This is a genomic window from Agrobacterium sp. B1(2019) (assembly GCF_008274755.1).
GTDB classification, from domain to species: Bacteria; Pseudomonadota; Alphaproteobacteria; order Rhizobiales; family Rhizobiaceae; genus Agrobacterium; species Agrobacterium salinitolerans.
Map to the genome: position 1 here is coordinate 246543 of NZ_VTPB01000004.1, position 26502 is coordinate 273044.

The 26502-nt window shown below is 57.6% G+C and carries 26 protein-coding genes and 1 pseudogene; 20 read left to right on the forward strand and 7 right to left on the reverse strand.

The window, feature by feature from the left end; translation table 11 throughout:
• Positions 1-44: 44 nt before the first annotated feature.
• Genes AGR1_RS25315 through AGR1_RS25330 form a run of 4 tightly spaced genes read left to right on the forward strand, consistent with a single transcriptional unit; the run spans position 45 to position 4587 of the window.
• A complete protein-coding gene (locus AGR1_RS25315) occupies positions 45-1379 on the forward strand; it encodes an aspartate aminotransferase family protein (RefSeq protein WP_149148746.1) in 1335 nt (444 codons plus the stop codon).
• Positions 1379-3094, forward strand: coding sequence for an acetolactate synthase catalytic subunit (locus AGR1_RS25320; protein ID WP_149148747.1), 1716 nt, complete (start codon positions 1379-1381; stop codon positions 3092-3094). Before AGR1_RS25315 ends, AGR1_RS25320 begins: the two co-directional genes overlap by 1 nt.
• Positions 3091-3870: an SDR family oxidoreductase gene (locus AGR1_RS25325; protein ID WP_149148748.1), complete on the forward strand. Its 780-nt coding sequence runs from the start codon at positions 3091-3093 to the stop codon at positions 3868-3870. Before AGR1_RS25320 ends, AGR1_RS25325 begins: the two co-directional genes overlap by 4 nt.
• 39 nt (positions 3871-3909) lie before the next feature.
• Positions 3910-4587, forward strand: coding sequence for a response regulator transcription factor (locus AGR1_RS25330; RefSeq protein WP_149148749.1), 678 nt, complete (start codon positions 3910-3912; stop codon positions 4585-4587).
• 15 nt (positions 4588-4602) lie between these two features.
• On the opposite strand, the gene AGR1_RS25335 is transcribed toward AGR1_RS25330, so the two are convergent.
• The gene (locus tag AGR1_RS25335) at positions 4603-4818 is read right to left on the reverse strand and encodes a hypothetical protein (protein WP_149148750.1); all 216 of its coding nucleotides are present in this window, start codon (positions 4816-4818) and stop codon (positions 4603-4605) included.
• Positions 4819-5137: 319 nt separating this feature from the next.
• Between AGR1_RS25335 and AGR1_RS25340 the strand changes: the two genes are divergently transcribed.
• From AGR1_RS25340 to AGR1_RS25385, 10 genes are all read left to right on the forward strand, one after another.
• Positions 5138-5863, forward strand: coding sequence for a response regulator transcription factor (locus tag AGR1_RS25340; protein ID WP_149148751.1), 726 nt, complete (start codon positions 5138-5140; stop codon positions 5861-5863).
• Positions 5864-5988: 125 nt separating this feature from the next.
• Complete coding sequence (locus AGR1_RS25345; RefSeq protein WP_149148752.1) at positions 5989-7230, forward strand: aminotransferase class I/II-fold pyridoxal phosphate-dependent enzyme; 1242 nt, start codon at positions 5989-5991, stop codon at positions 7228-7230.
• A gap of 158 nt (positions 7231-7388) precedes the next feature.
• Positions 7389-8330, forward strand: coding sequence for a nucleotidyltransferase and HEPN domain-containing protein (locus tag AGR1_RS25350; protein WP_149148753.1), 942 nt, complete (start codon positions 7389-7391; stop codon positions 8328-8330).
• A gap of 308 nt (positions 8331-8638) precedes the next feature.
• Positions 8639-8977 carry a DUF2218 domain-containing protein gene (locus tag AGR1_RS25355; RefSeq protein WP_246669741.1) on the forward strand — a complete coding sequence of 113 codons (339 nt, stop codon included), beginning with the start codon at positions 8639-8641 and terminating at the stop codon, positions 8975-8977.
• A 36-nt stretch (positions 8978-9013) separates the two neighbouring features.
• Positions 9014-9403: a transposase gene (locus tag AGR1_RS25360; protein WP_046799294.1), complete on the forward strand. Its 390-nt coding sequence runs from the start codon at positions 9014-9016 to the stop codon at positions 9401-9403.
• Positions 9400-9753 (forward strand): IS66 family insertion sequence element accessory protein TnpB, encoded by a 354-nt coding sequence (tnpB, locus tag AGR1_RS25365; RefSeq protein ID WP_149148754.1) that lies wholly within the window; start codon positions 9400-9402, stop codon positions 9751-9753. Before AGR1_RS25360 ends, tnpB begins: the two co-directional genes overlap by 4 nt.
• A 69-nt stretch (positions 9754-9822) precedes the next feature.
• Positions 9823-11418, forward strand: a complete 1596-nt coding sequence (locus AGR1_RS25370) for an IS66 family transposase (protein WP_046799292.1) — start codon at positions 9823-9825, stop codon at positions 11416-11418.
• Between the two features lie 10 nt (positions 11419-11428).
• Entirely contained in the window at positions 11429-12088 is a 660-nt protein-coding gene (locus AGR1_RS25375; protein ID WP_210248756.1) for an HAD family hydrolase, read from the forward strand.
• A gap of 267 nt (positions 12089-12355) precedes the next feature.
• Positions 12356-13402, forward strand: coding sequence for an IS110 family transposase (locus AGR1_RS25380; protein WP_149148755.1), 1047 nt, complete (start codon positions 12356-12358; stop codon positions 13400-13402).
• Positions 13403-13674: 272 nt separating this feature from the next.
• The gene (locus tag AGR1_RS25385) at positions 13675-14379 is read left to right on the forward strand and encodes an HAD-IB family phosphatase (RefSeq protein ID WP_187772291.1); all 705 of its coding nucleotides are present in this window, start codon (positions 13675-13677) and stop codon (positions 14377-14379) included.
• A gap of 395 nt (positions 14380-14774) precedes the next feature.
• On the opposite strand, the gene AGR1_RS25390 is transcribed toward AGR1_RS25385, so the two are convergent.
• Positions 14775-15311 (reverse strand): NaeI family type II restriction endonuclease, encoded by a 537-nt coding sequence (locus AGR1_RS25390; RefSeq protein ID WP_187772292.1) that lies wholly within the window; start codon positions 15309-15311, stop codon positions 14775-14777.
• 184 nt (positions 15312-15495) lie between these two features.
• Positions 15496-20130 (reverse strand): Ti-type conjugative transfer relaxase TraA, encoded by a 4635-nt coding sequence (gene traA, locus AGR1_RS25395; RefSeq protein ID WP_149148758.1) that lies wholly within the window; start codon positions 20128-20130, stop codon positions 15496-15498.
• A 224-nt stretch (positions 20131-20354) separates the two neighbouring features.
• On the opposite strand from traA, the gene AGR1_RS25400 reads away from it, so the two are divergent.
• From AGR1_RS25400 to AGR1_RS25420, 5 genes are all read left to right on the forward strand, one after another.
• Positions 20355-20642: a TraC family protein gene (locus AGR1_RS25400; RefSeq protein ID WP_149148759.1), complete on the forward strand. Its 288-nt coding sequence runs from the start codon at positions 20355-20357 to the stop codon at positions 20640-20642.
• A complete protein-coding gene (locus tag AGR1_RS25405; protein ID WP_149148760.1) occupies positions 20632-20865 on the forward strand; it encodes a conjugal transfer protein TraD in 234 nt (77 codons plus the stop codon). The genes AGR1_RS25400 and AGR1_RS25405 overlap by 11 nt, the downstream gene beginning before the upstream one ends.
• Entirely contained in the window at positions 20862-22781 is a 1920-nt protein-coding gene (gene traG, locus AGR1_RS25410; RefSeq protein ID WP_149148761.1) for a Ti-type conjugative transfer system protein TraG, read from the forward strand. The genes AGR1_RS25405 and traG overlap by 4 nt, the downstream gene beginning before the upstream one ends.
• A 402-nt stretch (positions 22782-23183) precedes the next feature.
• Positions 23184-23495, forward strand: coding sequence for a WGR domain-containing protein (locus AGR1_RS25415; RefSeq protein ID WP_149148951.1), 312 nt, complete (start codon positions 23184-23186; stop codon positions 23493-23495).
• A 33-nt stretch (positions 23496-23528) separates the two neighbouring features.
• Entirely contained in the window at positions 23529-23807 is a 279-nt protein-coding gene (locus tag AGR1_RS25420; protein ID WP_149148762.1) for an HU family DNA-binding protein, read from the forward strand.
• 365 nt (positions 23808-24172) lie between these two features.
• On the opposite strand, the gene AGR1_RS25425 is transcribed toward AGR1_RS25420, so the two are convergent.
• Positions 24173-24481 (reverse strand): DUF736 domain-containing protein, encoded by a 309-nt coding sequence (locus tag AGR1_RS25425; protein WP_018326263.1) that lies wholly within the window; start codon positions 24479-24481, stop codon positions 24173-24175.
• Positions 24482-24943: 462 nt separating this feature from the next.
• Here AGR1_RS25425 and AGR1_RS29695 point away from each other — a divergent pair, with 462 nt between their 5' ends.
• Positions 24944-25117: a hypothetical protein gene (locus AGR1_RS29695; protein WP_187772293.1), complete on the forward strand. Its 174-nt coding sequence runs from the start codon at positions 24944-24946 to the stop codon at positions 25115-25117.
• A gap of 3 nt (positions 25118-25120) precedes the next feature.
• Here the strand turns inward: AGR1_RS29695 and AGR1_RS25430 are convergent.
• From AGR1_RS25430 to AGR1_RS25435, 3 genes and pseudogenes are all read right to left on the reverse strand, one after another.
• Positions 25121-25420: pseudogene (locus tag AGR1_RS25430) on the reverse strand (zincin-like metallopeptidase domain-containing protein); the annotation flags it as partial.
• A 252-nt stretch (positions 25421-25672) separates the two neighbouring features.
• The gene (locus AGR1_RS29700; protein ID WP_187772294.1) at positions 25673-25849 is read right to left on the reverse strand and encodes a hypothetical protein; all 177 of its coding nucleotides are present in this window, start codon (positions 25847-25849) and stop codon (positions 25673-25675) included.
• Positions 25850-25896: 47 nt separating this feature from the next.
• Entirely contained in the window at positions 25897-26298 is a 402-nt protein-coding gene (locus tag AGR1_RS25435; RefSeq protein ID WP_149148763.1) for a hypothetical protein, read from the reverse strand.
• Between the last annotated feature and the right edge of the window lie 204 nt (positions 26299-26502).

Genomic DNA, 26502 nt, shown 5'->3' on the forward strand with positions numbered 1-26502 from the left:
CACAGTGTGCCTGTCTTCCTCCAGGACAAGGGTTTTATGATTTAATGCTGTTATCGTCGAATACCTCGCCGACAGGCCCCACTGAGCGGCAAACGTCCATCGCGTTCTTTGAACGCGCCTCCTCCGTTTTTCCAGGCGGCGTCACACGCGCGACTATTGAACTGGATCCCTACCCGGTCTTTGTTGCCTATGGGGAAGGCTCGTTTGTGACCGACGTCGACGGGCACCGCATGCTGGATCTAAACAATAACTTCACAACCTTGATCCACGGACATGCCTATCCCCCCATAACTGAGGCGATTGCCGGGCTACTAAGAGCAGGCAGTTGCTTTGCTAATCCGATGAACCATGAGATTGATCTTGCGGAATTGCTAATAGGCAGGATTCCGGCTGTTGAGCAGGTCCGCTTCGTCGCGAGTGGAACGGAAGCCGTCATGTTTGCCATCAAGGCCGCTAGAGCAACGACCGGCCGGGTCGCAATCGCTCGGGTGGAAGGTGCGTACCACGGCGCATATGACTGGGCGGAGGTGGGGCAGCACGCCTTGTCGAACACGCCCTGCCCCGCCTACCCAGGCATGCCCGCAAACGTCATAGATGACGTCGTGCTCCTCCAATTTAACTGCCCCACGCAGGTGGAGCAGCAGATCACGATGAATGCCGGGCGCCTTGCGGCTATTCTTATCGATCCGATGCCCAGCCGGGCGGGTCTCATAGAGCCGACACAGGAGTTCATCGCAACAATCAACAAGGTGGCGAAGCAACATGGGATCGTCATTATCGCGGATGAAGTACTGAACCTCCGCCAGGGCTTCACTGGAGCCTCAGCGCGCTACGGTCTGGAGCCTGACCTCGTCACAATGGGGAAGATCATCGGCGGTGGCTTTCCGGTAGGGGCAGTCGGTGGACGTCGGGAGATCATGTCGGCCTTTGGCAAGCAAGGAAGTAAGGCACCAGTTACGCAAGGTGGAACCTTTTCTGCAAATCCCGTGTCGATGGTCGCTGGCCGTCTTGCGATGGAAGCCCTAACGGAGGATGCTTTCCAACGTCTCGAACATCTGGGTGACCTGGTTCGCGACGGTTTGAGATCACGCATCGAACGTCACGACGCAAATCTGAGCGTGACGGGAGCGGCTTCGCTTTTTCGAATACACGCCAAGAAGGTGGCGCCGGTTTCTTACCAGGACAGCATTCCGACAGCTTCGGAAGAAACCGTCCTGAAACTGCTGCGCAGGCACTTTGCAAACAATGGGATTTTGATGCCCTACGGCGCCGCTGCGTCGCTATCAACGCCCATGACGGACAGTGACATGGGTGACATTGTTTCCGTCTTTGACGATTTCCTCGTGAATCTTGATCGCCATGCCTGGGAGGCCGCATAATGGATACTGCAGTTCATGAAATAACCGTCGCTGAGCGTATTGCCAACGCGTTGAGGCGCCATGATGTGGAGGTGATCTTTGGACAAAGCCTTCCGTCGGCCGTCATTTTGGCGGCCGAAAAGATCGGTATAACGCAGATTGCGTATCGCCAGGAAAACATGGGGGGCGCCATGGCCGATGGCTACGCTAGGCGTTCTGGCAAAGTCGGCGTCGTGGCAGCCCAGAACGGGCCCGCGGCGGCGCTGCTTGTTGCTCCGCTGGCTGAAGCACTCAAGGCGAGCGTCCCGGTCGTTGCACTTGTCCAGGACGTGGAGCGTGATCAGACTGATCGAAACGCGTTTCAGGACCTCGATCACATCAGCCTGTTTCAGTCATGCACAAAATGGGTTCGTCGTGTTTCCGTGGAAGAGCGGGTAGACGATTACATCGATGCCGCGTTCACCGCCGCCTCGTCTGGCAGAGCGGGTCCCGCAGTACTGCTCCTTCCTGCGGATCTTTTGCGATCCGCGTCTACTGCCTCAACAAAGAGAAGAGCGAACAATCTCGGCCATTGGCCGCTCGACAGATCACGTCCCGCCGACAAAGATCTCGATATCGCTGTGAAAGCGATAGCAAACGCCCGCGCACCCGTCGTGATAGCAGGCGGCGGCATCCACGCCTCCGGGGCTGCCCAGCAGTTGCGACTGCTGCAGGACGAGTGCTCGATACCTGTCTTCACAACGAATATGGGTAAGGGCTCAGTTGATGAGTGGCACCCACTTTCAGGAGGTGTACTGGCATCTCTTGTCGGCCCGAAGTCGCTGGGCCGACACACGGTCGAGATCGTTCGTGAAGCGGACCTTGTCGTCTTGATCGGAACGAGGACGAACCAGAATGGTACAGACAACTGGCGGCAGTACAGTCCCGATGCCCAGATTATCCATATAGATGCCGATCCACAGGAGGTCGGGCGGAATTTTGAGGCAATTCGTCTTGTTGGTGACGCGCGGGAGACCTTGGCCGGCCTACGTGAAAGGATCAGGTTTTGTGACTTGCACCTCAGAACCGTTGCCCGCGAGGCTGTCTGCGACCGTCTTCGGGAAAGCTGGAGGAAATTCAATGACGATCGCCGGGTCTATTACAGCTCTGAGGCTTCACCGCTTCGTCCCGAACGGATTATGGCCGAGCTTCAAGGGGTAATCGATGAGAACACCACTGTGGTGGCGGATGCTAGTTATTCATCGATGTGGGTCCTCGGCCAACTCAGAATTTCTTCCGAAAGGACGCGTGTGCTCACCCCGCGGGGTCTTGCAGGACTTGGGTGGGGAGTTCCCCTTGCAATCGGCGCCAAGGTCGCGGCACCTCAGAGCGATGTTGTAACACTGGTGGGAGATGGGGGATTTGCGCACAGTTGGGCCGAGCTTGAAACACTGGTCCGCATGCAAATTCCGATTACGATCATCGTACTGAACAACGGAATTCTTGGCTTCCAGCGTGACGCCGAAACTGTAAAATTCGGAAAGTACACAACCGCCTGCCATTTTGCAGAGGTCGATCACGTCAAGATTGCACAAGCGTGCGGATGCGATGCCGTCCGGGTCATGCAACCGCAGGACCTCAAGGCCCACATGCAAAAGGTGAAGAAAAGAAAGTTGCCGTTGCTCATTGAGGTTATGACCGATCCCGAAGCTCACCCTGCACTTTCTCTCTTTGCTCAGATGGACAGTGCGGCATGACGAGAGATTGCCAGAGCCGAGTCGCAGTGGTCGCCGGAGGCACGTCCGGTATTGGACTGTCGGTTGCACGACATTTACTCAATATTGGCCACAAGGTCGCGGTTTTTGGGCAGACAGAAAGCGCGGCGAACGCCGCGCGCTCTTTCTTCGATGCTGAGATAGCATCTAACCAGCTATTAGTCGGTTGTTGCGACGTCAGAAATCCAGGCGAGGTTGCCGATTTCTTTCGCGATGTCGAAACCTTGTGGTCCTCCGCTGCGCTACTGGTTTATTCCGCCGGCATTTCGCCGAAAGCACCGGACGGTGTGGCCAAGCGATTTACCTCCGTTGACCTTTGCGAGTGGAATGATGTGCTTGACGTGAATTTGACCGGCGCCATGCTCTGCTGCCAGGCGGCATTACCAGGTATGGTCGATAAGGGATTTGGCCGGATTGTCCTGATCGGCTCGCTTGCAGGTCGAACACGGCCGATGATCGCCGGTGCCGCATATGCAGCATCAAAAGCCGGGCTCGCTGGCATGGCCCGTGCGCTCGTCAGCGAATTTTCAGCCGACGGGATCACAATCAATGTCGCCGCTCCGGGTCGCATCTTGAGCCCAATGACGGGAACCGCGGAGACCCCGGTCAATCTCGACGCAGCAAAACGAATACCCACCGGGCGACTAGGAGAGGCCGAAGAAGTGGCACGGCTGGTCGGCTTTTTAGTCTCCGATGAAGCCGCTTTCATCAATGGAGCGATCATAGACATCAACGGTGGCGAGTACACGCCCGCTTGAGTCAAGAATTGTGAGACGCAGAAAACAAAGGGAAGGGAGATGCTCTTGCCTCACTCGATCATCATCCACACGACTGACCCGGAGCTCTACCTTATTTTGCGTTACATTCTCGAGCAGGCCGGTCACGACGTCGACCTGCTGCCGAGTCTCGACATGTTATTACCGGATAATAGCAAGGTTCAGCCACAGCGTCGCACGGTACTGATCTGCCTTGCAACGGGCGATCTGCTCCGCTCAGCGGTTCTCATAAAGAAAGAACAGCCCGATATTCGACTTGTCGGCTTCCCGCTTGACAATAAAATGATAGACGGCGTTCAATCGTCGGTATTTGACTATCTGGTGAGGCGCCCTTTTGACCCGGGCAACCTGCTTGAGTTTCTCAAGTATTGCTTGCGGTGTAACACAACCGCATCAACTGATCTCAGCGTTTTTCTCGATGACGTGGAAATCAATGTTGCATCCGTCCGGGTCCGGCGGGGCGAGACGCACATCAGTCTTTCGCCACTGCATTTCCGGATCCTGTTGTATCTTGCAAGGAACACAGACAGGGTCGTCAGCCGTGACGAACTCATCCGGAATTGCTGGCCCGAGGATGCCGATGTCGAACCGCGTACGGTGGACATTCATATCGGCAAAATAAGACGGTCTTTGAACCGACACGGTCGCGACGTCATTAGAACCGTTCGCACCGCAGGATATTCGGCCACAAAATTCTAATCCGACGCTCACAATTCATACGTCAGTAAGCGACCGGAAAACTCTGGCCCAAAAAAGAAAATCGCCATCCCTCCCGTCGAGACGTGCATCAATAGCACTGAAGGCGACGGCGAGCGCGGCATCCGTACCAAAAATCATTCTGGCAACCGCCGTAGCGTCGGCTTCATCGCAAAACGTGAGAATGTCATCGCCGGCGCTACCGGCAACGCCTGCACTTTTCAAACTATGCATGTAACCTCCGAGCCACCCGGCGCAGAACAACGAATATGCCGGGCGTTCAGGCTCGTTTCAGAGATGCAGAGCTCAACGCCTGCATGTTCGCCCATGGCTACTCGATCAGGTTACGGCTTCCCCGCCCATGAAACACCGGGCCCTTGGAAAGCATCTTTATGATGTCACATAATAAGATGCAATTTCAAGCGAAATGGCGGAGATTCGGTGATATTTCCCTATTTATTCTATTTTGCATGGATGACTACCCGTGATTGCATTATTTTTTGTGACATCATATGACGGCTGCGAACAGTCGTTGTATATTTGAGGGTCTGAGATGCAGCATGAGATAGAAACAAAAGCCGCGGTCGCAATTCTTACCGAGAACGCGGACTATTTTGCGATGCTCAAGCATATTCTCTCCACGGAGGGTACACGGGCGGTTCTCTGCGATAGAAACGAAATCGGCGACAAAGTAGCCCAGCCGGACATCGTGGGACTGATCCTCGACGTGGATCGCGATCACAACGGGGCAGCCATCATCTGCCAGCGCATCAGATCGTGCGACAAGACGGAAGAACTGCCAGTACTTGCCATCATTCCCAACGGTGACACGGAAGCCTATATGGAACTCATGCGGGCAGGCGCGGATCAGTGCCTGATCCGCCCATTCTGGCCGCCACATCTGCTGGGTTTTCTTGAAGGCATAAACCCTTTCCGGCAACAACCGGTCGCGACAACATCACCAAACGTACCCCTTCAACTGGGAGAAATCGAACTTTGGCCGGAACGCAAACGCGTTACAGTTAGCGGCATTGAGCTCACCTTGGGGCCGATCGAATTCAAATTGCTCGAACACCTTCTTACCGCTCCCGGCAGAGTGTTCAGTCGGGGCGAGTTGATAGCGGCGGCGTGGCCGAATGAGGTCTACGTGCAACCGAGGACGGTTGACGTTCACATTGGCCGTATTAGGCGACATCTGAAGAAAGCGGCGGGCTTAGAAATCATCAGAACTGCAAGATCAAGCGGCTACGCCATCGATGTAGCCTCGCAGCCGACATAAGTGCCGTTCTGGTTTATGACGCCAAAGGTTTACAGAGATTTCTCAAAATCTTCCGAGAGCGTTTGTTGATCGTTGCGATAATTTGCCGATCCTGCATTCATCTTTTTGGTTAGGGGACCTGAGAAATGTCGACCGACAAAACGCTGCAACACGCAAGCCGAAACACCGGGGGATTGATAGATCATGCCCAAGACTACTTCAACGCGGCTCACCAGCAGGGCTTGATGGCCCTATATGCGCGGCCAAGGGCTGCGCGGCAGGTGGAGGTCGTTTTTGACGGCTTTCCATCACAGCGCATCACGGATTTCGTGCGTTGTTCATATCTGGGCCTCGACAATCATCCACTCGTCATAGACGGCGCGGTCAAGGCGATTGAGGAATACCGGACACTGCACTGGTCATGTGCAAGGACCCGACTGAACTTTGCAATCCTCCGCGACCTGGAAAATTCTCTTTCAGATCACTTCAAGGCGCGGGTCATTACCTACACAACCGTGCTGGCGGCGAACATGGGAGCATTGCCTATCGTCGCCTCCGGACACCTCACTGGCGGCATCAGGCCGATGATGGCATTTGACCGCCACGCGCACGCAACACTCGCCTTTCACAAGGGCACAATAGCTCTGGAAACGCAGGTTCGTACGGTGGCCCATAATGATCTCGACGCATTGGAGGAGTTGTGCCGGGCCAACAGGGCCGTGGCTTATGTTTGCGACGGCGTCTACTCGATGGGTGGACATGCGCCCATTCGGGACCTGCGCTACTTGCAGGATAGATACGGCCTGTTTCTCTACATCGATGACGCCCACGGCGTATCAATCTGCGGGAAGAACGGCGAAGGATTTGCGAGGTCACAATACGGAAACGAACTCGGCGAGCGAACAATCATAGCCGCGTCGCTCGGAAAGGGTTTTGGCGCCTCGGGCGGAATGTTGATGCTTGGTACGGCGCGTCAGGAAGAACTATTCCGGCGTTTTGCCGTCGCGCACGCTTTTTCTGCGTCATTGAATGTTGCGGCAATCGGTGCAGTTTCAGGTTCGTTGACAGTACACCGCAGCGACGAGCTTTTGCGAAGACAGCTCGCCCTCAGTTCCAATATCGAACTTCTGGACTCGATGCTGGTGACAGAGCAAAGAGGTGCACCCTTGCCAATTCGGACGTTGAACCTTGGCACCGAAGAGCGCGCCGTCAACGGGACCCGGGCGCTCCTCGATCGAGGAATTTACGGCTCGGCGATCTTCTTCCCGACAGTTGCGAAGGGGAAGGCCGGCATTCGCGTTTGTGTCACCTCGGACCATACATGTGAGGAAATCAGAGCACTTTGCACAGCCCTGTCAGAGATCATGGACGACCAGACAGTATCGTAAGTCAGCATCGGGCTGCAGTCGCTCAGAAAGCCGGACTTGCGAAGGGATTAGGCGGGTTTTCGGACAGCAACATTTGTTGCCAGCAAAGTGTGATGTAAACTACAGATTGAGACGGACGAATCCAGCCTGTTGCGGAAAAGAGAAGACATTTGCCGAACATGAAGACATCGCTCGACCATATTCCCCCGCAAATACAACAGGAACTCCAGCGCGCGCTGGAGATTATTCACGAAGAATTCGAGGATGCCCTGGAGGGAGGCACGGCGAAATTCAAAAAGCGTGGACGGATCCTGAAGATCATCCTCTTCGGATCCTATGCCAGGGGTACGCAGGTGGACGAACCGTTCACTTCCAAGGGGTATCGATCTGATTTCGATCTTCTTGTGATCGTCAACAACCGCAAGCTGACGGATTTTGCGGAATATTGGTACAAGGCTGCCGACAGGTTGATCCGTGACAAGACGATAAAAAGACCCGTGCAGATCATCGTCCATTCGCTGCGAGAGGTGAACACCTCCTTGCAGGAGAGCCAGCATTTCTTTTCCGACATCCGTAAGGAAGGCATCGCTCTTTACGAGCTGGACGACAAGCCTCTCGCAGAGCCTAAGACGCTGACGCCGGAAGCGCACTTGCGAGTCGCAAAAGAGCATTTTGACCATAGGTTTATCGCGGCTTCGAAATACAAAAAGGGCTTTGACTTCTACAATCGGGAGGGAGATACCAAAGAGGCAGCATTCCTGCTACATCAGACGATCGAGCAGGCATATGCCAGCGTTCTCCTAACGCTGACGAACTACACGCCGGCGTCTCACAATCTCAAAGTTCTGCGATCCTTCGCAGAAGAACGGGATCAACGACTGATCGAGGCCTTCCCTCGCGAGCACCATCGGGAGAGAGCGTGGTTCAATACAATCAACGAAGCCTACGTGAAGGCACGCTACTCCAGCCAATACGAAATAAGTCGGGAAGCACTTGACTGGATTGGCGAGCGAGTAACGATACTGCTTGGTCTGGTGGACGAGGTATGCCGCGACCATATATCGGCGCTTGAGGCAGATGCCGGTCGTGAGATTCGCGAGCAAGACGTGGCTGAAGAATAGAGCGCTTCGGCGCTTTCCCTAATTGCCTTTATATGGTGTGCCGTGACGGCTAGCAGCACTGCCGTTCACTAACCGCGCCTTGGTGGAGTTCCAATGAAGAATACCGGAAAGGAATGATGAGGGTGAAACCGTTGTTTGCGGGCCCTTGACCGTCTTGTGCGTCGCGTCTGAGATTTTATGTAGCATCCGCCCTGTCATCCGAGGAAAACTTCAGGTGTATGAGCCACATTATCGCCGACCGGTGTTCCCGTCACGCGCTGCAACTGCTCCGGCCTTCTATTTGTCTGACCGGTCGCCGAGGATTTCCTATGGCCAAACACATTTCCGAAACGTTCGTGTCGATGCCGGAACCGGATCGGACGCTCGATTTGCTGTGCGTTACCCTGCGCGGCTGGTCTTTTTCAATCACCAACAATCATTCCGAACGACTTCTTGCCTTTGACTCCGGACGCGCCGTCATCACCCGTGCAGTCGGTGGCCTTCACCTTCATGTGGAGGCCAAGGATCCGTTAACACGCCTCGGGATGCAGTCCGTGCTGCAGGCAGCTTTCTCACTGGTTCCTGCACATCAAATCTTGAAGCTCGAGTGGAATCTTGTCGTAAGCGGTGTTCCGCCCCCACATTGTCTGCCGCGCACTGATCTGTGATCGACGTTCCATGGATGAGAGACAAGGAATTTCTCCATGGAATCTACATTGGAGGTTCTCACAACGCGGCGAAACAGGCGTGAGCCTCACCGCCATTGGCCTGACGAGGTCAAGGCACGGATCGTTTCGGAGAGCCTGAGACCAGGCGTGACGGTGAATGAGGTGGCTGAACGCTACGGGCTGAAGGCCAACCACCTGTCATCGTGGCGGACGTTGGCGCGACAAGGCAAGCTGGTGTTGCCAGAGCCGGACGATGCAGTCGAGTTTGCGGCCATCGTTGTCGATACTCCAGCGTCGGAGCCACAGGCCGTCAAGGTTGCTTCCCGCGCCGAGATTGTCGTAGGCCCTGTCACGATCCGTCTTGAGGAAGGCGCGTCTGCATCCCGGATCGCGGCTATCGCCCGCGCCTTGGCGGCAGCGACATGATCTTTCCGTCGAACCGCGTACGGATCATGGTGGCGACCAAACCCGTCGACTTCCGCAAGGGTCATGACGGCCTGGCGGCGCTGGTGAAGAACGAGCTACACAAAGACCCGTTCACTGGTACGTTCTTGGTCGTCCGGTCGCGCAAGGCGGACCGGTTGAAGCTGATCTACTGGGATGGCTCCGGAATCGTCATGGCCTACAAACGGCTTGAAGAGCACACATTCACTTGGCCGGGCATCAAGGATGGCTTGATGACATTGACCCACGCCCAGTTCGAAGGCCTGTTCGCAGGCCTTGATTGGCGGCGGGTTCATGCCGTCCAGACGAGGACGCCGGAGGCCATCGAATAGCTGCGGCACGATGACTCAGCGAGGCAGATTCCGAGGGCAAATCGGTTCGGGATTTGGTAGTTTCCGGCCATGCTTGATGCCGCCGACCTTCCCGATGATGTTGCCACCCTAAAGGCGTTGCTGATTGCGGCGCAGGCACGCGAGGCAGCCAAGGACGTCGCGATAGCCAGCAAGGACGAGCATATCGCCCGCAAGGATGAGCGGATCGAGCGGCTTGAGAAGCTGGTCGCAGCGTTCAAGCAGGCAGCCTTCGGACGCAAATCCGAGAAGACCGATCCTGACCAATTCGACCTGGCGCTGGAAGACCTGGAGACGGCCATGGCTGTCATCCATGCCGAGGATGAGGCGGACGTTCCTGCAGGAAACAGGATCGCCAAGCCACGTGCGATCAATCGCGGCTCCCTTCCAAAGCATCTTCCGCGTATCGAGGAGGTGATCGAGCCAGAAAGCCTGATCTGCGCCTGCGGTGGTTGCCTGCATTGCATTGGCGAAGATGTCGCCGAGCGGTTGGACGTGATCCCAGCACAGTTCCGCGTGATCGTCACCCGCCGCCCTAAGTATGCCTGCCGTGCCTGCACCGACGGGGTCGTTCAGGCTCCGGCACCAGCACGGCTGATCCAGGCTGGGCTGCCGACGGAAGCCACCGTCGCCCATGTTCTAGTGTCCAAGTACGCCGATCACCTTCCGCTCTATCGGCAGGCGCAGATCATGAGCCGCCAGGGCATCGATCTCGACCGATCAACACTTGCCGATTGGGTCGGTCGGGCAGCCTATGAACTGCGGCCCGTCTTCGATGCACTGATCGCCGACTTGAAGCGCTCGACCAAGCTGTTCATGGATGAGACCCGTGCTCCGGTTCTCGATCCCGGTTCCCGCAAAACCAAGACCGGATACTTCTGGGCGCTGGCGCGGGATGATCGCCCATGGGGCGGCGGTGCTCCGCCAGGTGTCGCCTTCACCTATGCGCCCGGTCGCGGTGGCATTCATGCCGAACGGATATTGCAGGGCTTCTCCGGCATCCTGCAGGTCGATGGCTATGCTGGATACAACAGGCTGATCGCCCCCGAGCGTGTTGGTCCAGACATTCAGCTCGCTTATTGTTGGGCGCATACCCGGCGGAAGCTGGTGGAGATCACCCGCAACGGCTCAGCGCCCATTGCTGAAGACGGCGTCAAACGGATTGGAGAACTGTATCGCATCGAAGCCGACCTGCGCGGCCTTGATCCTGAAGCTCGCCTTGCAGCTCGGCAGGAACGATCAGCGCCACTCGTCGCAGACCTGCATGGCTGGCTTGTCCATCACCGCGCCCGTGTCTCCACGAAGTCCCCACTCGGCGAGGCTTTGGCCTACATCGCCAAATATTGGGACGGCCTGAAGCTCTTCCTGACCGACGGGCGCATTGAGATCGACAACAACAGTGTCGAGCGGACTATCCGGCCGATTGCGCTGAACCGGAAGAACGCACTCTTCGCAGGGCACGACGCTGGAGCAGAGAACTGGGCGACCATCGCCTCGTTGATCGAGACGTGTAAGTTGAATGGCGTTGATCCGCAGGCCTACCTGACAAAGGCGCTCACCTCCATCATCAACGGCCACAAGCAAAGCCAGATTGGTGAGTTGCTACCGTGGAATTATCCGCGAGGCGACGTTATCAAAGGCGTCTAGGCGTTCGTGCTTGAACCGCCAGAGAGGCCAAGGCATGCGGGACATATGCGTCATATTCGATCTGGATGGGACGCTTGTCGATAGCGAGGTCATTTGTATTCAAGTGCTGGCCGATCTGCTGCCAGACTGTTATGATCCTGTTGAACATCTGCTGCAGCGTTACCGAGGGGAGAAACTATCTTCGATCTTTCAGGACATCGAGGACCGGTTATCCAGAACGCTGCCATTGAACTTCGAGGCGATTTATCGCGCCACCTTGTCGAAACGCTTTGCCCAAGGTCTGCAACCCATTCCCGGGGTTTTGCCGATGCTGGAACATTTGAAACACCCACGGTGTATTGCCTCGGGCGGGCCGCCGGACAAAATCATCCAGACATTGGAATTGAGCGGGCTAGCCCCATACTTTGGCACCGATTTCTACAGTTCGTATGACGTCGGAAGCTTTAAGCCCGATCCCGGCCTGTTTCTACATGCCGCGCGCAAGATGGGATTTGAACCCCACCAATGCGTGGTGGTCGAGGACAGCCTCGTGGGCATCCAAGCGGCAAAGGCTGCAGGAATGGTAGCGCTGCTGTACAGCCCATCGCCACCCAATCATCCATATGGAGCCGACGTCACCTTCGCCGACATGAAGGAACTAACGACCATCATTTCCAGCTTCGAGGGATAGCGTTTGTCAGGCGACGTGCCAGTGAGACACCGCTTACATCTTGTCGTGGCGAACCACCAGAGTAATCGGCCCCCAGAGAGGGAGCGCCCGCAACGGATCAGGTAGACTCTCAGCTTTCCGGGAAAGACAAGCGAGCAAGAGCATAGATGGGCTAATCGGCTCCGTGCCCCATCTCATCCGTTCGGAAGAAGGAGCTGCATCGCACTGCCGATGATACAGGTAACCTGTCGGAAAGCAGGCACAACCATCACGCAGAGGAGCGCAGCCATGAAATACTATGCCGGCCTCGATGTCTCGGTCAAAGAAACGAGCATTTGCATCGTCGATGAAAGTGGGAAAATATGCCGTGAGCGGAAGGTGGTCTCTCATCCAGAAGACCTTATTGCGATCCTGAGTGATCCGGCGTTCAGCATGGACAGGGTTGGCATTGAGGCAGGTCCGTTGTCGCAGTGGCTTTTCGACGGACTCGCAAAAGCTGGCCTCCCGGTGTTCTGCATTGAGACGCGCCACACGAAAGCGTTCTTGGATGCCCTCCAACAGAACAAAAGCGACCGGAACGATGCTCGCGGGATCGCCCATATGATGCGAGTCGGGCTATTCAAGGACGTGCATGTGAAGACCCTCACCAGCCAGAAGCGCCGCGCATTGCTAACGGCCCGATCGCTACTGCAAGCTAAGGCGATCGATTTGGAGAACGAGATGCGTGGACTCCTGCGCAACTTCGGACTGAAAGTTGGGCGGGCCTCGGGCGGTGCGTTCGAGGGAAGAATACTTGAACTCGTCGAACACGACGCCGAGCTTAGGGAAATCATGGAGCCATTGCTCGCAGGACGGCGCAAGCTGCGCGAAGGTCTTGCCAAAATTGAAAAGAAGGTTTTAGCCGAGGCGCATCAGGACGAGGTCTGCAAGCGATTGATGACGGTCCCCGGCGTTGGGCCAATCGTCTCGCTCGCCTATGTCTCAACAATCGATATTCCCAGCAGGTTCCGTCATTCTCGATCGGTCGGAGCAATATTGGGTCTTACGCCCGTGCTGAAACAGTCCGGCGAAATGAGCCGGGCCAGCCACGTCTCTCTGCGCGGAGACGCCATGATGCGGCGGCTGCTCTTTGAGGCCGCCCAGTCGATGATGACGCGCGTGGTCAAATGGTGCTGGCTGAAGGCGTGGGCCATGAACATCGCCAAGCGGCACGGCAGCAAGAAAGCTAAGGTCACCTTGGCACGTCGTCTTGCGGTCGTCATGCATCGGATGTGGGCAGATGGTTCAGAGTTTCGCTGGACAAGGGAGGAATCAGTATCAACTGCCGTTGCATGACAGTCAGGCACGAAGACGAGCGAAAAATTCGAGTTCAAGGTTCCGCGTTGTAGCGGGAGACGTCCTTCGCGGACGATGGTGACGTGAGTTCGTGCCGGCGCTTATACCGATGATCCGTCATCAGGATGCAGCATAGATTGGACCGCATTATCTACTGGACCCCATCATGGGAGGGCCGAATGCCGATCCCGGAGAGAAGCGCGGGCCGCGAAACGATGTTGGACGCTACACGAGTTATGTGCAGACAGGGCTGCTGCCTTGATGGAGGAACCTTGGGGCCCAAGACGCGCCAGAAGCGGCCGTTGCGTGAAACCTTGTCTCTGCTTACCATACCCAGTGGTTCGAGCATCGAAAGGAGACCCACAATTACCGGGATCAGATTAGCCGCCTTTGATGTCGATGGCACCCTACTACGCGGCGAAAACATCTGCGGATGTATCGCTCGAAATATTGGTCGCTCAAACGAGATGGACGCCTTCGAACTCCTACGATCTCGTGAGGAGATCATCGCTGGTCGCGATACTATGCTCGAATGGTATCTGCCTTTCGGTCAGGCGAATTTGACCAAGCATCTGATCGAGCTTCGGCTCGCGCCTGGCGTGAAAGAGGGGTTTGCCCGTCTGAAGAAAGCCGGGATCAAAACGGCTCTCGTTTCGATAACTTGGGCATTCGCCGTCGATTGGCTCGCTGCCGAATTGGACGCGGACTACGCTGTCGGTACGGGATGGCAGACCGACGACACGATCCGGCATTTTTGGCCTGAGGACAAGGCAAGCTATCTCGAAGCTCTTCTATCTGAACTGAACCTTGGCCCTAAGGCTCTCGCAGCCACAGGTGATTCTTGGGGTGATATCCCAATGCTCAACCTGGCGTCCAAAAGCTACTTCGTAGGATATGATCTGCCGCCAGGGCTAAGCCACGCTGAGCATTGGCCCGATGCAAATATTGACCGGGTCGTCTCAAGCATTCTCGCCTGAGAGGCTTCGATGATTGCTACGGGCCAACCCCGGACGAAAATCTGCCCGGGATGGGCCTACGATAGGTTCGAAACAGCTTGACCTCACACCGCCGATTAGAGAAGCACCGAGGTCGGCGAACAGGTGTATAGGTTCTCTGCCTGTGCAAACACTATACGGCTGTGGCAGAGAGCAACTTTCACCGTGGTCGTCACACCGTTGATCAGAACGATCTCATGGCGCCAGTCGAACTGGTAGGCCTCGCCGGGCGCGTAGTAGAGGACTCCTATGCCCGAAATACCCTACTCAGCTTCAGCCGCGCCAGATTGGTCTCCTTGGCGCTTATGTTTTCCTGGTCAGTCTATATTTGGCAAGCGTCAACCAGCGATCAGATTAACGGATCGCTCGAGTATCTATCAGTCGATGTGACAGGCGTTCCGAAAAAGCCTCACGTCATCGGCCTTTAAGGGCCGAAACGAAATGAATTCGTCTGCGGTGACTGGGCCGAGGCCCAACTGCTCAATCAAGCTTCGGTCACGCTGGCCCCACAATAGGGCAATTACTTTTGGCGCAAGGATGTCTCTCGCGCCTCCATTTCGGGGGATAAGCTTCATGTAGTCATGTTGTTGGGCCAGTGCGCTTACCTGCTGCCGCGATATCGGCCGACCTTGCACTTTCTCGAACAGCGCTGCAATATGACTGGTGCCGCCTCGGGCCGACATGATCTCCATGCGATCCAACACCGACAGGACCTCCCAGAAATTTGGTAGATACGGATGCTGGCGCAGTATCCACCATATGTTTACGTGCTGGGCTGCCAGGAGCTGGCCCTTGCCGTCCTGGTTCGTGCTAAGGCGAAGGTATTCGGGTCGACAGACTACCACACCCACGTCGCAAAGCGCCGTTTTCTCCGAAGACCTAACTAGGAGCGCAGGCCCTCCTATGAAGACCACCGGCTTCGCCGGATCACGAGAGGAGATTCACAGGATGGTGACATCGAAATCAAATTGGCCAGCACCTCGCAATAATGCACTGGACCACACCTCGTCGTGCGTTTCTGCGGGCCGGCACAAGCCTCATGCCGTCAACCGACGTTTCATATTTTCCTTAAACGGGTCCGTCCCGCCATGCCGGCTCCTATCGAGTAAAAATCCGCCCTCGCTCGATCGAGCGACGCTGACGTTCAGCAATAATCTTCTGGCTGCTCTCTTCCCGTACCGCCCGTTGCAGGACCAGGAGGCGCTCCTTGATTGCCTCGAACGCACGACGCTGAGCAGGCGATACGCGATTGATAACATCCCTCTCTCCTCGCAAAATCGCGTTCCTGCCAAAACGCTCGTCGAGGGCCCGGCTGACTTCTGCAAACTCCCGGGCGATGTGCGGATCTAGCAAGCGCACGACGGCATCCTGTCCGGCCTTCTTTTGCCTACCCGTGCTCCTGTTTATATCGGCCACCAACGTGGACAGCGCATCCTCGGCCGCCTGCGACAGCCCGGGAATGGCGACCGACATACACCGGCGCTCTTCGGAGACCGCGCGGGTCTCCGCATCAAAGGCACTGGCCCACGACACGCCGAGTGATCGAATGCGGCTTGCCGCCTCCGAAATGGCTTGCAAGGCTTCCTTCCGCTCCCGGCCGACAGCGAGCAATTTGTCCATGATACGGCCGGAACCTCGCAACGCGCCATAGGCTGCGGGATCGTTGGCGACGGCCGCGGCGATCCGTTCGCCTGCAAAGCCCTTCAGGATCAGTTCCTCGATCTTCCCGACGGCACCTGCCGGATCGCGCCAGATGCGCTCTGCTGCGCCAAAAAGGGCGGTGCGATTTTGACCGTAGTGAGAAACAGCGCGCGCCCTCTTCCGCGCTTCCTGGTCGATCGCGGTTTCAAACTCCGTTACAGCTGCAAGCATTGGCAACACCCCTACCGTCTCTTTTCCTGGCTCGACGCTGGCACCTGCAACGATCCTGGAGCGATCTTTCGTTTCGGCAAGATGCTGTTCTTCTGCAAAGCGGCGCACGACGGCAAACAAGCGCGCGAGCTTTTCTCGCCGATCCGGGTGAAGGTCTTCCGGCATGCGCTCGATCATGTTTCGCTCGGCAACAGCGTCTGGCTTATCGGTGAAGGCGGACCATCCGAAGCGAGCGGTGAGAGCGTCGTTGACCGCCCTCACCTCCTTCACCAGAAGACGATCCTGCGCCGCGTAGGTGACGGCGGTCTTGTAGGCATCCGTGCCACCGCGCTCGCGTACGGCTTCGATTTCGCCAAGGCGCCCCATGGCCTGGTTTGAAAGCGCCGGGATCGACAACGACATATGGGCGCGGCGTTGCTCCTCGCGCAGGCCGAAACGTTCGGCCTGGCGGCGGAACTCTGTGGCATGGGCACGTGCCAGCGGCAGCAATTCGGACAGGGCCAACACCGCCGTATCGCGCTCGGAGCGAGCCGAACGGCCATCGACCAAAATATCCGATCCACGCAGACGGCCGAGACGCTGTGGCGAGGCCTCAAGATCCTCGGCAAGCTCGCGGGGCGCAATCCGCGCGTCGGACGCAAGCGCGTTCAATCTGGCAAGCGCGCTTTCGGGATCGCGATAAATCTTTTGCAAGACCGGCTGAAGAATCGCGTCGCGTTCCCTCCAGCGGTCTGAGCGAAGCTGCGCGCGACGGGCATCTTCGTCGACACCACGGGAAAACAATGTTGTCGGCGCAATAAGATATCGTCGATCAGCCGGAACTTGGGTCGCAAGGTTTTCGGTACATTCTTCATTATAGGAAAAACGCCTCTCACGTTCGATCGCAAAACCGAGCGCCACGCTCGCCCGCTCCCAAAGCTTCGCCACCTGCTCGCGCTTCTGCGCCAGCCACGCCAGCGGCCGCCCTGCCCCGGCCTCCATCCAGGCAGCGGCCCCGGAAAGCGTATCGATACCGCGACGGTGGGCAAAATCCCGAGCGTGTGCCTGGTAGCCAGCCTCGCTCTCGAAATCAAGCGTCGTCGTCTTGGCGCCGGAGCGCCCAAGACGTTCCACCAACTGCTTGAACAGCTCCGGCCGATGGCTCTCCTGCTCGATGCGCTGCTGGCGGACCTCCGCCGTTTCGATCTGTTTGGCAGTCCAGACATTTCGATCGACCGTCCGTTGCTCCAACCTCTTCTTTCCGGATTTCTCGCCGCTGACGGGCACCGTCACCGTCACCCGTTCGACGCCGTCCTTTCGCAACGTCACCGTGTCCCCTTCCGACACGCCGGCCTCGTCCAGGGCCTTCGGCAGGCTCACGCCCCAAAGCCGATGCACGGTCCCGTCGTCGGTCTTCACATCAGCATAGGGACTTTTATCGGCACCCTCATCCTGCGGCCGGAACATCGCATTGCCGGTTCCGACCAGCTCGCCCGTCACGCCGGCGGCGTGATCGATCGGGGACCTCATCCCCCATTCCCACTTTGGCTTAAAGTCCTCGCGAGCAGCATAAAGATCGGCCCGGTCGCGATGGCGGGTCATCGATACATAGGCCAGATGCTGATCCATCATGCCGGTCGCGAGCACGAATGTCCTGTCCACGCTCGCGCCTTGAGACTTGTGAATGGTCGCGGCATAACCGTGATCGACATTGCGATAGCTGTTTTCGCTGATGACCACATCCCGGCCATTATCGAGACGGACCGATAAAAGCGGGCCACTGTGCAGGCCGCCGGTAGAGACGACCGTGCCGAGCATACCGTTCTTGACATATTGGGGTCCAAGCTTTCGCGCACCCGGCTCAAGAAAGCGGGCGTTTTCAAGGAAGATGATCCGGTCGCCACCGGCGAACTCCCGTACGCCTCGTGCCGTCTGGAATTCACGAGAGGCGGTCAGCGCGGCCTCATCTTTCATGACATTGCGCAGCGCTTCGTTGAGCCGCCTCACGTCGTCATTTGTATGGGCGAGAACAAGCAGTTCGCCACCACGCAAGCGGGCCGGCTGTTCTTTATCGGCATTTTGCTGGATGAGGTCGCGGCGAGCGCTCGTCCAGTCGGTAACGATGCGCTCCACAGCTTCATCCCGGCTTCCGGTCTCGACGATATGGCCCCGCTGCGCATAAGCGTCCAGCCCATTCTCGACCTGACCGCGGGCGAAAAGACGGGAGGCCTGTCGCGCCCAGTCTTCACGCTGGCGCCGCACACCGGCAAGTTCGGCAGAACCAATCCGCTCGGAAATAGCCCGGAAGGCGGCACCGGCCTGGATCGCTTGAAGCTGCATCGCGTCACCAACGAGAACCACCTTGGCTCCGGCCTCCTCGACACGCCTGAGCACACGCGCCATCTGGTGCGACGAGACCATGCCGGCTTCATCGATGACAAAGATATCTTGCCGGTGCAGCAGATCGCGTCCGTTCTCCCAAGCCATTTCCCACGAGGCGAGCGTGCGCGATTTGATGCCTGAACTGTCCTCCAGCCCCTCGGCAGCCTTGCCGGCAAGCGCCGCCCCGAAGATGCGGTGATCGTCGCTCTCCCAGGCGACGCGCGCCGCGGCAAGCAGCGTCGATTTGCCGGCACCGGCAAGCCCGACCACAGCCGCAATGCCATTGTCGCCGGCGATATGATGGACCGCCTCCACCTGCTCGCGATCGAGCCTGAAGCGATTTTCCGCATCGCCGGTTTCTATGGTTCTGACGGCCGCGGCAATTTTCGCTGCGGCGACGCCGAAGCCCTTGCGCAGGGCCAGGGCTTCGGCCGACTGCGCCATGTCGTATTCGGCGCGCAGGATATCGCGTGTGGTGAAGACCGCAGCTTCCGCCATCTCGCCGGTCTGAAGGTCGGCCTGTTGCGGCTTCAACAGCACGAGATCATTGGAGGCCATAAGCTTGGCACGTATGTTGGCGAAATCGGTGGGATCGTCGACATAGCGGTGCAGTACCCTGGCGATATCCCGCTCATCGAAGGTAGACCGCTCGTTGGCAAGTTGCTTCAGCAGAAGCGCTGGTTCGGCCAGCAGCCGGTCCGCCATTTCATGACGGCGCGCGAGATCGGCCGGTGCGAAATACATCTCGATCCCCTTGCGGGCGAGCGCTGCCTTCTCCGGCCCAAGATGTTTCTGGGCAATGCCGTCGAGCCCCTGTTCGGCGTAGGAGCGCCCGTCGAGACGGATATCATGGCCGGCAAGCGCCAGATGCCGATTGGTCGTTTCCGCCCAGGCAATCTTCCAGTTCTTCATCGTTTCCTTGTCTCCGGCCCAGAGCTTGTAGACGATCTTGCCCTTCGGTCGGTCCGGCGTGACGACCCGCATTGGCTCGCCGTTGGTGCCAATAACCGGCACTTTCTTCGGCCCGAAGCCATCGTCCGCCAGAGGTCGGAGTGCGGTCATCAGGTGGATGTGCGGGTTGCCATCCTTATCGTGATAAACCCAGTCGGCGATCATGCCCCTGGACGTCAGATTGTCCCGGACGAACTCGCGAACCAGGGCAATGTTCTCTGACCGGGTCAGCTCTTCCGGAAGCGCAACGATCAATTCGCGGGCAAGCTGCGCGTCCGCGCGCGTCTCGAAAGCGTCAACTGCGTTCCAAAGAGCCTCGCTGGCCGCAGCAACGCTCTTCCCATCGATAGCCCTGCGCAGCCAGGCCGGTATCTGGTCCGGCAATGCGAGTTCCTCATGCTTGAGTTCGGCCGCGCCGCCACGGTAACTGAAGGAAGCTCCAGCCTGTTCGTCTACCATCCGCGCCCGATGACGATAGGCGGCGGCCGAGACGATGCTGCGTCCACCTCCCCTGCTGATTACCTGCGCTCTGACGAACATAATTGCCAATGACGTCTCCAGACCCTTTCAGGCACGTCGCGCCAGCGACGTATATTGCGCCCTCAGATCAATCGGCCTGACAAGACCGATGCCGCTTGTCCGGAAGACGGCCCAGCTGGAATTCCCAACATCGACTTTTGGGGACTTGTGTTCGATAGCGCTTTTTACTATCTTTTTCTAGTCAGTTAAATGACGAAATAGAAATTTCCCAATAGGTTGAGAGGGACGTCTTTATGGCTACAAAAACGGCATTGACGGATATTGATGCTCAAATCGAGAGGCTCCGGGAAAGAAGAAAAACATTAATAGCTAAATCGGCCGATCGTTTTGCGCGTGCGGCGACGAAATCGGGATTGGCAGAGATGGAGATCGCTGACGAGGAGGTCGATCGCATCGTCGAGGAGATGGCGTCGCGATTTCGCAACGGCGCAAAGACGCAATCTGCTGGCGCACCGGCTTCGCCGCGTGGACAGGCAAGTGGCGGGACTGGAGCGGAAACGGCGGTTCCTCATGACAGCTGATCGAAAGAGGGAGGCGAGAGAAAAGTTCTTGCTTGGTGGCATTGTTGTGCGTGCGGGCCTGTCGAACGCCGATCGGGCTTTCCTTCTAGGCGGGCTTCTCGAAATGACGCGGGTCGCGCCGGGGACACCTGAACATCGGCGTCTGTGCGATATCGGGGAGCTCGCCTTCAGAGCTGCAGCATCAAACGGCGGTTTGGAACGCTTTGCAAAGGCGCCGGAATGAAGGGGAAGGCCAGACTGCATCCGAGCCTGTTGCTTATCATCGTTCCCATCGTCGTCACCGGCTTTTCCTTTTATGTCTCCCACTGGCGTTGGCCTGAATTGGCGAACGGCATCACCGGCAAGACGCAATACTGGTTTCTGCGCGCGTCACCGTTGCCGGTCCTGTTGTTGGGGCCGCTGGCTGGATTGCTGGCGGTCTGGGTGCTGCCCCTCCATCGGCGAAGGCCCGTGGCATTGGCGAGTTTTCTCTGCTTTCTCCTGATGGCAGGCTTTTACGGGCTACGCGAGTTCGGGCGGCTTCTGCCGTCCGTAGAAAGCGGCGTCTTGACCTGGGATCGGGCACTGTCATTCGTGGACATGATTGCGGTCGTCGGCACAGCGATGGGGTTCATGGTGGTCGCGGTCGCGGCCCGTATCTCAAGCATCGTGCCCGAACGGGTGCCGCGCGCCAGGCGCGGAACGTTCGGAGATGCCGACTGGCTACCGATGTCGGCGGCGGCAAGGCTGTTTCCCGATGACGGCGAGATTGTCATAGGTGAGCGCTACAGGGTCGACAAGGAGCTCGTCCATGAGCTGCCGTTCGATACGAACGATCCAGCCACCTGGGGACGTGGCGGTAGAGCACCTCTGCTCACCTACGCCCAGGATTTCGATTCGACCCACATGCTTTTCTTCGCGGGCTCTGGGGGCTTTAAGACCACCAGCAATGTCGTGCCGACAGCGCTCCGATATAGGGGCCCGCTCATTTGCCTGGATCCGTCCACCGAGGTGGCCCCGATGGTCGTTGACCACCGCAGAGATAAACTCGACCGAGAGGTCGTTGTGCTCGATCCGGCAAATCCGGTCATGGGATTTAACGTGCTGGACGGCATCGAGCATTCGCTGAAAAAGGAAGAGGATATCGTCGGCATCGCGCACATGTTGCTCTCGGAGAGCGTGCGCTTTGAGAGCTCGACCGGATCATTTTTCCAAAACCAGGCGCACAACCTCCTGACCGGGCTGTTGGCGCATGTCATGCTGTCGCCGGAGTTCGCTGGCCGGCGAAACTTGCGGAGCCTTCGCCAGATCGTCTCCGAACCTGAGACATCGGTGCTTGCCATGTTGCGAGATGTACAGGAACACTCCAGGTCTGCCTTCATTCGCGAAACGCTCGGCGTCTTCGTTAACATGACCGAGCAGACATTTTCAGGCGTCTATTCGACGGCATCGAAAGATACGCAATGGCTGTCGCTCGACAATTACGCGGCACTCGTTTGTGGCAACACGTTCAAATCGAGCGAGATCGCCGGTGGAAAGAAAGACGTCTTTATAAACATCCCGGCGTCTATCCTGCGGTCCTATCCCGGTATTGGACGGGTGATCATCGGCTCGCTCATCAATGCGATGATCGAGGCGGATGGCGCGTTCACGAGACGGGCGCTGTTCGCATTGGACGAGGTCGACCTGCTTGGTTACATGCGCGTGCTTGAAGAGGCGCGCGACCGCGGTCGCAAGTATGGCGTCAGCATGATGCTGATGTACCAGTCCGTCGGACAGTTGGAACGGCACTTCGGAAAAGACGGTGCGGTGTCGTGGATCGACGGTTGCGCTTTCGTAAGCTACGCAGCGATCAAGGCGCTGGATACAGCCCGCAACGTCTCAGCCCAATGCGGAGAGATGACTGTCGAAGTCAAAGGCAGTTCTCGCAATCTCGGCTGGGGTACGAAGAACAGCGCATCGCGCAAATCCGAAAGCATCAATTTCCAGCGCCGTCCGCTGATCATGCCACACGAAATCACACAATCGATGCGCAAGGACGAGCAGATCATTATCGTCCAGGGCCACAGTCCGCTCCGCTGCGGGCGGGCGATCTATTTCAGGCGGAAGGACATGGATATGCAGGCCAGGCCCAACCGGTTTGCCAAGCAGGGACCTTGACGGCTCAGGCGTTTTTTTGCCGGACGCATTCGGCTCCTGTTGGCCATTTTGTTTCCTTCATCAGCACCAGTGACGCGCCGACAGCATGTCGTACCTCAATCAGGTCGTTTACTCTCGTTGAAGGTTCGGCATGAACCGAGATATTGACGATGTTGCCGGTAAACGCGCCCTGGTGGATCGACTGACCAAAGGAAGCGGGAAACGCCTGCCATCTTTATCCGCCGTGTTCCCCTCGACGGTCGCGCGCGGGCTTATGTTTATATAGAGGCTAGCTTGATCCCGTCAGGATGATCGAGCACCTCCGCGCGGCAACCTGCATCCATCACAGAAATGAATCGAAGGGGACCTTTCGATTCATAACTCTCGTTGGACCAGATCGTGAGCATCGCCGATCATGCGGGCATGGGTACACATCACTATCAGCTTTATTGCCAGAGGATCGATGCCAACAGGAACATGGCCCGATACTACGCGCTTGCGATCCGGCCAACCCTTTTTGGAGAAATAGCCGTGGTGCGAAGCTGGGGACGGATCGGCAAGGCGGGCGGGGAGATGACCGAGGTGTTCGGCAACGAGAAGGACGCGATATCGCGCTTTCTCGAATTGTTGCTTAAGAAGCGGAAAAGGGGCTATCAACTGGCAAGATGTTGTGGAAAGTCCGGCACGAGCGCCACTCTGATGACATCGCCGCATGACAACATAACGATCGCCTGAAAGGGTTTCTCGGTCTTTAACGAGGAAACCGTCATGACCACAACCAATGAAATAGCTGACAAGATCGCATCCGAACAGAACCTGACCAAAGCCCAGGCGAAAGCGATCGTCGAAACCGTCTTCGCTTCGATCACGACGGCCGCCACGTCGGGAGCCGAAACATCCATCCCTGGGTTTGGCAAGTTCAAGATCAAGGATACCCCGGAGCGTGAGGCTCGCAATCCGGCGACCGGCGCCACCATTAAGGTCGCCGCTGCGAAGAAGCTCACATTCCAGCCCGCCAAAGCATTGAAAGATGTGCTGAACAAGTAGGCCGCGCTGCGGCAAGCGTATCCAAAAGGAGAGCCGCCAAAGCTGCTCCCGGGGCAGTGCCGTCAGCACTGCCTGCCTTCACGCTGAAAGCTGATCGTGATCTGGATGGCAATCGGGCAGTGGCGGCTACACTGTGGCTGTACGACGCCCTCAGAAGAGCGGCACGGCGTCAACGGAACAGTCCTGCTCGGCCATGATGACGCCCAATTCGGCCAGCACCAGCTACGCGGCAATCTTGCGCCGCTCGTCAAGGTGCCAATAATCTCGGCGCGTTAACCCGACAGTCAAGTGCATGACGGCTTCCAAAGCTGCTTCATGCCGATATGGGAAAAGGCTCCGCCGGTGGCGGAGCCTCGTGAGGGCGATCAATCCCGGTTCGGGCGGGACCAGATGAGCTGGAGGCCATCTTCGCCTTCGACCTCGGCGAGCGTTGCGTAGATCGGAGCCGGGAAGCTCGGATCGTCGAGCTTGACCGAGAGGTAATCGCGGCCTTGTTCAGAGGTCTTCTGCCAGGCGGCGCCCAGCTCGACGCTACCGGCGTAGACGCGGAACTGTGGACCCTTGTCGGAGGGGTTCTCGACCCGGGCGATGCGGGCTTTGACGTTGAGGGCGAGAGTGCGGATGGAGCCGGTGAAGCCGTTTTCGGTGGAGGTGAAGGTGCCGATGGTTGCCATTGTCGTATTCCTTTTCTGGTGTTCGGGCCGCGCCCATCGCGGCCTCGATGGCTGTCGCAAAGACCGGTGACGATCGGGCCGCACCTGATTAGGCCGCAACGCAGTGGAGGGCGGCAACTGCCACTTTTGTTAGTGGGAGAGGAATGGCGGCGCAGCCGGCAGGGGTAAGAAAAGTGGTCGTGGCCGTTGCGGTAAGACGATCGAGGCGCAGCCGGTCTCCGGTCAGACATGCCTCATCGAGCCCGCAGATGGGTTGCCGGAAACTCTGGCGGGAAGGGATATGGCGATGGCGTTCCGCCGCGTTCACCCTGGGTGCGAATGGCATCCCGCGCCACGCACGCCGGGACCGCCGCTCTCATCGTCTGCTTCATCAGGGGAAAATCGTTTCAGCTAACATTGGCGCGCTTGCTGACTGCGCCCGGTGCGATATCGTGCGCTGTCGAATCGCTGCCTGGAGGATCAATGCGTCAGCAGACCAAGCCGTTCATCATCGAGCGCAAACCGTCCCGCAAACCCAAGCCCGACACTGCACAACCGTCGATCTGGGGAAGGCTGGATGCTGACATTGCACAAGGTCTCAAGAACCAACATGATGCGGATCACGCGGCCGCCACCGATGGTGGCGACCGCGCTTGAAGCTCAGGCCGCAGCCTTCACGTCTGCTTCCGGCTGCAGCGAATGCAGGAAGCTGACAGCGCGTTGCGCATGGGCCGCCGCCTGAAAAATCGCCCGCTTGTCGTTGGCCAAAACGGACAACCACGACTGCAGGTAAGAAGCATGATCCGGGCGCGGCTTGAGCTCCGGTGCGATGCCAAGATCGGCGCAGAGGAAGCAACTGCCTAGCTCGGCGATGAGTTCCTCCCGTGCCCGCTCGGTCCGGTCCTTCGCATAGCGCGACAGGTCACGTCCCACGCGATGCTCCGCCGCCGTCCAGTGGGTTTTATGCCGATATCGGCATAACACCCATAATGCCGACATCCAGATTATGCCGACAATTCTCCGGTTGAGCCAAAAGCCTTGGCCTCAGGCTCACTGGTCCCGGCATAATACGAAGCAAAAGGGAAAGCTGTCGGCGATTGTCCACCCCGTCGTCGGTGCTCATCAGAAACTCGGCCGCTATGAACCTCGTGGGTGTTTCAAAACAGCCGCTTGCCGCAATGCCTCACAGTTATGCTTGAGCTCGCATAGGTTTCAAGCAAGCGTTTTCGCTTGGGCGAGCCAGACGCAAAGCGTGGTAAGCAAGCCCAAAACCAAGAGGACAATCAGAATACGTTCTACGTTTCTCCAGAATCCTGGTTCAGGGCGGTTGCCCATCGCTGTGCCAAGAACATCAGTCACGAAATCGACAACCCTCACGATGCTCGTCATAGCTCATGCCCTTGTCGCGCTTCAGCGGGATATACTCTTAGCTTCGATCACTTGCGGAATGTCGCAGCAATAGTGCGGGGGCGGCTCTGCTCCGCGATGAGAAGCAAAACCTGCAGCTCGCCCTCATCATGAACCAATGCGATCTTTAGCGGTCGGGCCTTGCCGGAGTTCTGCCAGACACCATCCCCTTGGATAGAAGTCAATTCTGCATCTAACCGCTTGGGAGCAGACCTGACTACGGCAGACCAGCCGTTGTTTGCCACGACCTGTAGTGTCTTTCCATTACGTTTAATCGTGATCGTGCATTGTGAACATTCGCCGGCATTTGACTTCACCTGTTTCCAGGTTCCCTCGTAGAGATCGAGCTGCTCCGCCCCAGACGGCTGAACGTTTAAAAACACGAAGACAGTTACGACTACTAGAAATCGCAGCTTTGAGATGAAATCCATGGGATGTGCACTCCTTTGATGCCGACAATTTAAGATTGCACATCTTTCTTCCTGGTAATTTTTTCCCAGCGGATTTTAACATTCTGACGAACAGAGCTTTCGTCGAAGACAGGAACGACCGAGACTTGTTGAGCGTCCGAACAAACATGTGTGTTTTGTTGGCTTAGAGGACTGGACGCCCCGCCAAAGAGCAACGCTCGGCAG

Excerpts from the sequence above, each read along its gene's own strand:
- AGR1_RS25435 (WP_149148763.1), bottom strand. The coding sequence starts at position 26,298 with ATGGATTTCATCTCAAAGCTGCGATTTCTAGTAGTCGTAACTGTCTTC.
- AGR1_RS25345 (WP_149148752.1), top strand. The coding sequence starts at position 5,989 with ATGTCGACCGACAAAACGCTGCAACACGCAAGCCGAAACACCGGGGGA.
- AGR1_RS25425 (WP_018326263.1), bottom strand. The coding sequence starts at position 24,481 with ATGGCAACCATCGGCACCTTCACCTCCACCGAAAACGGCTTCACCGGC.
- AGR1_RS25315 (WP_149148746.1), top strand. The coding sequence starts at position 45 with ATGCTGTTATCGTCGAATACCTCGCCGACAGGCCCCACTGAGCGGCAA.
- AGR1_RS25355 (WP_246669741.1), top strand. The coding sequence starts at position 8,639 with ATGGCCAAACACATTTCCGAAACGTTCGTGTCGATGCCGGAACCGGAT.
- AGR1_RS25325 (WP_149148748.1), top strand. The coding sequence starts at position 3,091 with ATGACGAGAGATTGCCAGAGCCGAGTCGCAGTGGTCGCCGGAGGCACG.
- AGR1_RS25420 (WP_149148762.1), top strand. The coding sequence starts at position 23,529 with ATGACCACAACCAATGAAATAGCTGACAAGATCGCATCCGAACAGAAC.
- AGR1_RS25415 (WP_149148951.1), top strand. The coding sequence starts at position 23,184 with ATGGGTACACATCACTATCAGCTTTATTGCCAGAGGATCGATGCCAAC.
- AGR1_RS25400 (WP_149148759.1), top strand. The coding sequence starts at position 20,355 with ATGGCTACAAAAACGGCATTGACGGATATTGATGCTCAAATCGAGAGG.
- traG (WP_149148761.1), top strand. The coding sequence starts at position 20,862 with ATGAAGGGGAAGGCCAGACTGCATCCGAGCCTGTTGCTTATCATCGTT.
- AGR1_RS25405 (WP_149148760.1), top strand. The coding sequence starts at position 20,632 with ATGACAGCTGATCGAAAGAGGGAGGCGAGAGAAAAGTTCTTGCTTGGT.
- AGR1_RS25350 (WP_149148753.1), top strand. The coding sequence starts at position 7,389 with ATGAAGACATCGCTCGACCATATTCCCCCGCAAATACAACAGGAACTC.
- AGR1_RS25370 (WP_046799292.1), top strand. The coding sequence starts at position 9,823 with ATGCTTGATGCCGCCGACCTTCCCGATGATGTTGCCACCCTAAAGGCG.
- AGR1_RS29700 (WP_187772294.1), bottom strand. The coding sequence starts at position 25,849 with ATGACGAGCATCGTGAGGGTTGTCGATTTCGTGACTGATGTTCTTGGC.
- AGR1_RS25380 (WP_149148755.1), top strand. The coding sequence starts at position 12,356 with ATGAAATACTATGCCGGCCTCGATGTCTCGGTCAAAGAAACGAGCATT.
- AGR1_RS29695 (WP_187772293.1), top strand. The coding sequence starts at position 24,944 with ATGCGTCAGCAGACCAAGCCGTTCATCATCGAGCGCAAACCGTCCCGC.
- AGR1_RS25320 (WP_149148747.1), top strand. The coding sequence starts at position 1,379 with ATGGATACTGCAGTTCATGAAATAACCGTCGCTGAGCGTATTGCCAAC.
- AGR1_RS25360 (WP_046799294.1), top strand. The coding sequence starts at position 9,014 with ATGGAATCTACATTGGAGGTTCTCACAACGCGGCGAAACAGGCGTGAG.
- AGR1_RS25335 (WP_149148750.1), bottom strand. The coding sequence starts at position 4,818 with ATGCATAGTTTGAAAAGTGCAGGCGTTGCCGGTAGCGCCGGCGATGAC.
- tnpB (WP_149148754.1), top strand. The coding sequence starts at position 9,400 with ATGATCTTTCCGTCGAACCGCGTACGGATCATGGTGGCGACCAAACCC.
- AGR1_RS25340 (WP_149148751.1), top strand. The coding sequence starts at position 5,138 with ATGCAGCATGAGATAGAAACAAAAGCCGCGGTCGCAATTCTTACCGAG.
- AGR1_RS25330 (WP_149148749.1), top strand. The coding sequence starts at position 3,910 with ATGCTCTTGCCTCACTCGATCATCATCCACACGACTGACCCGGAGCTC.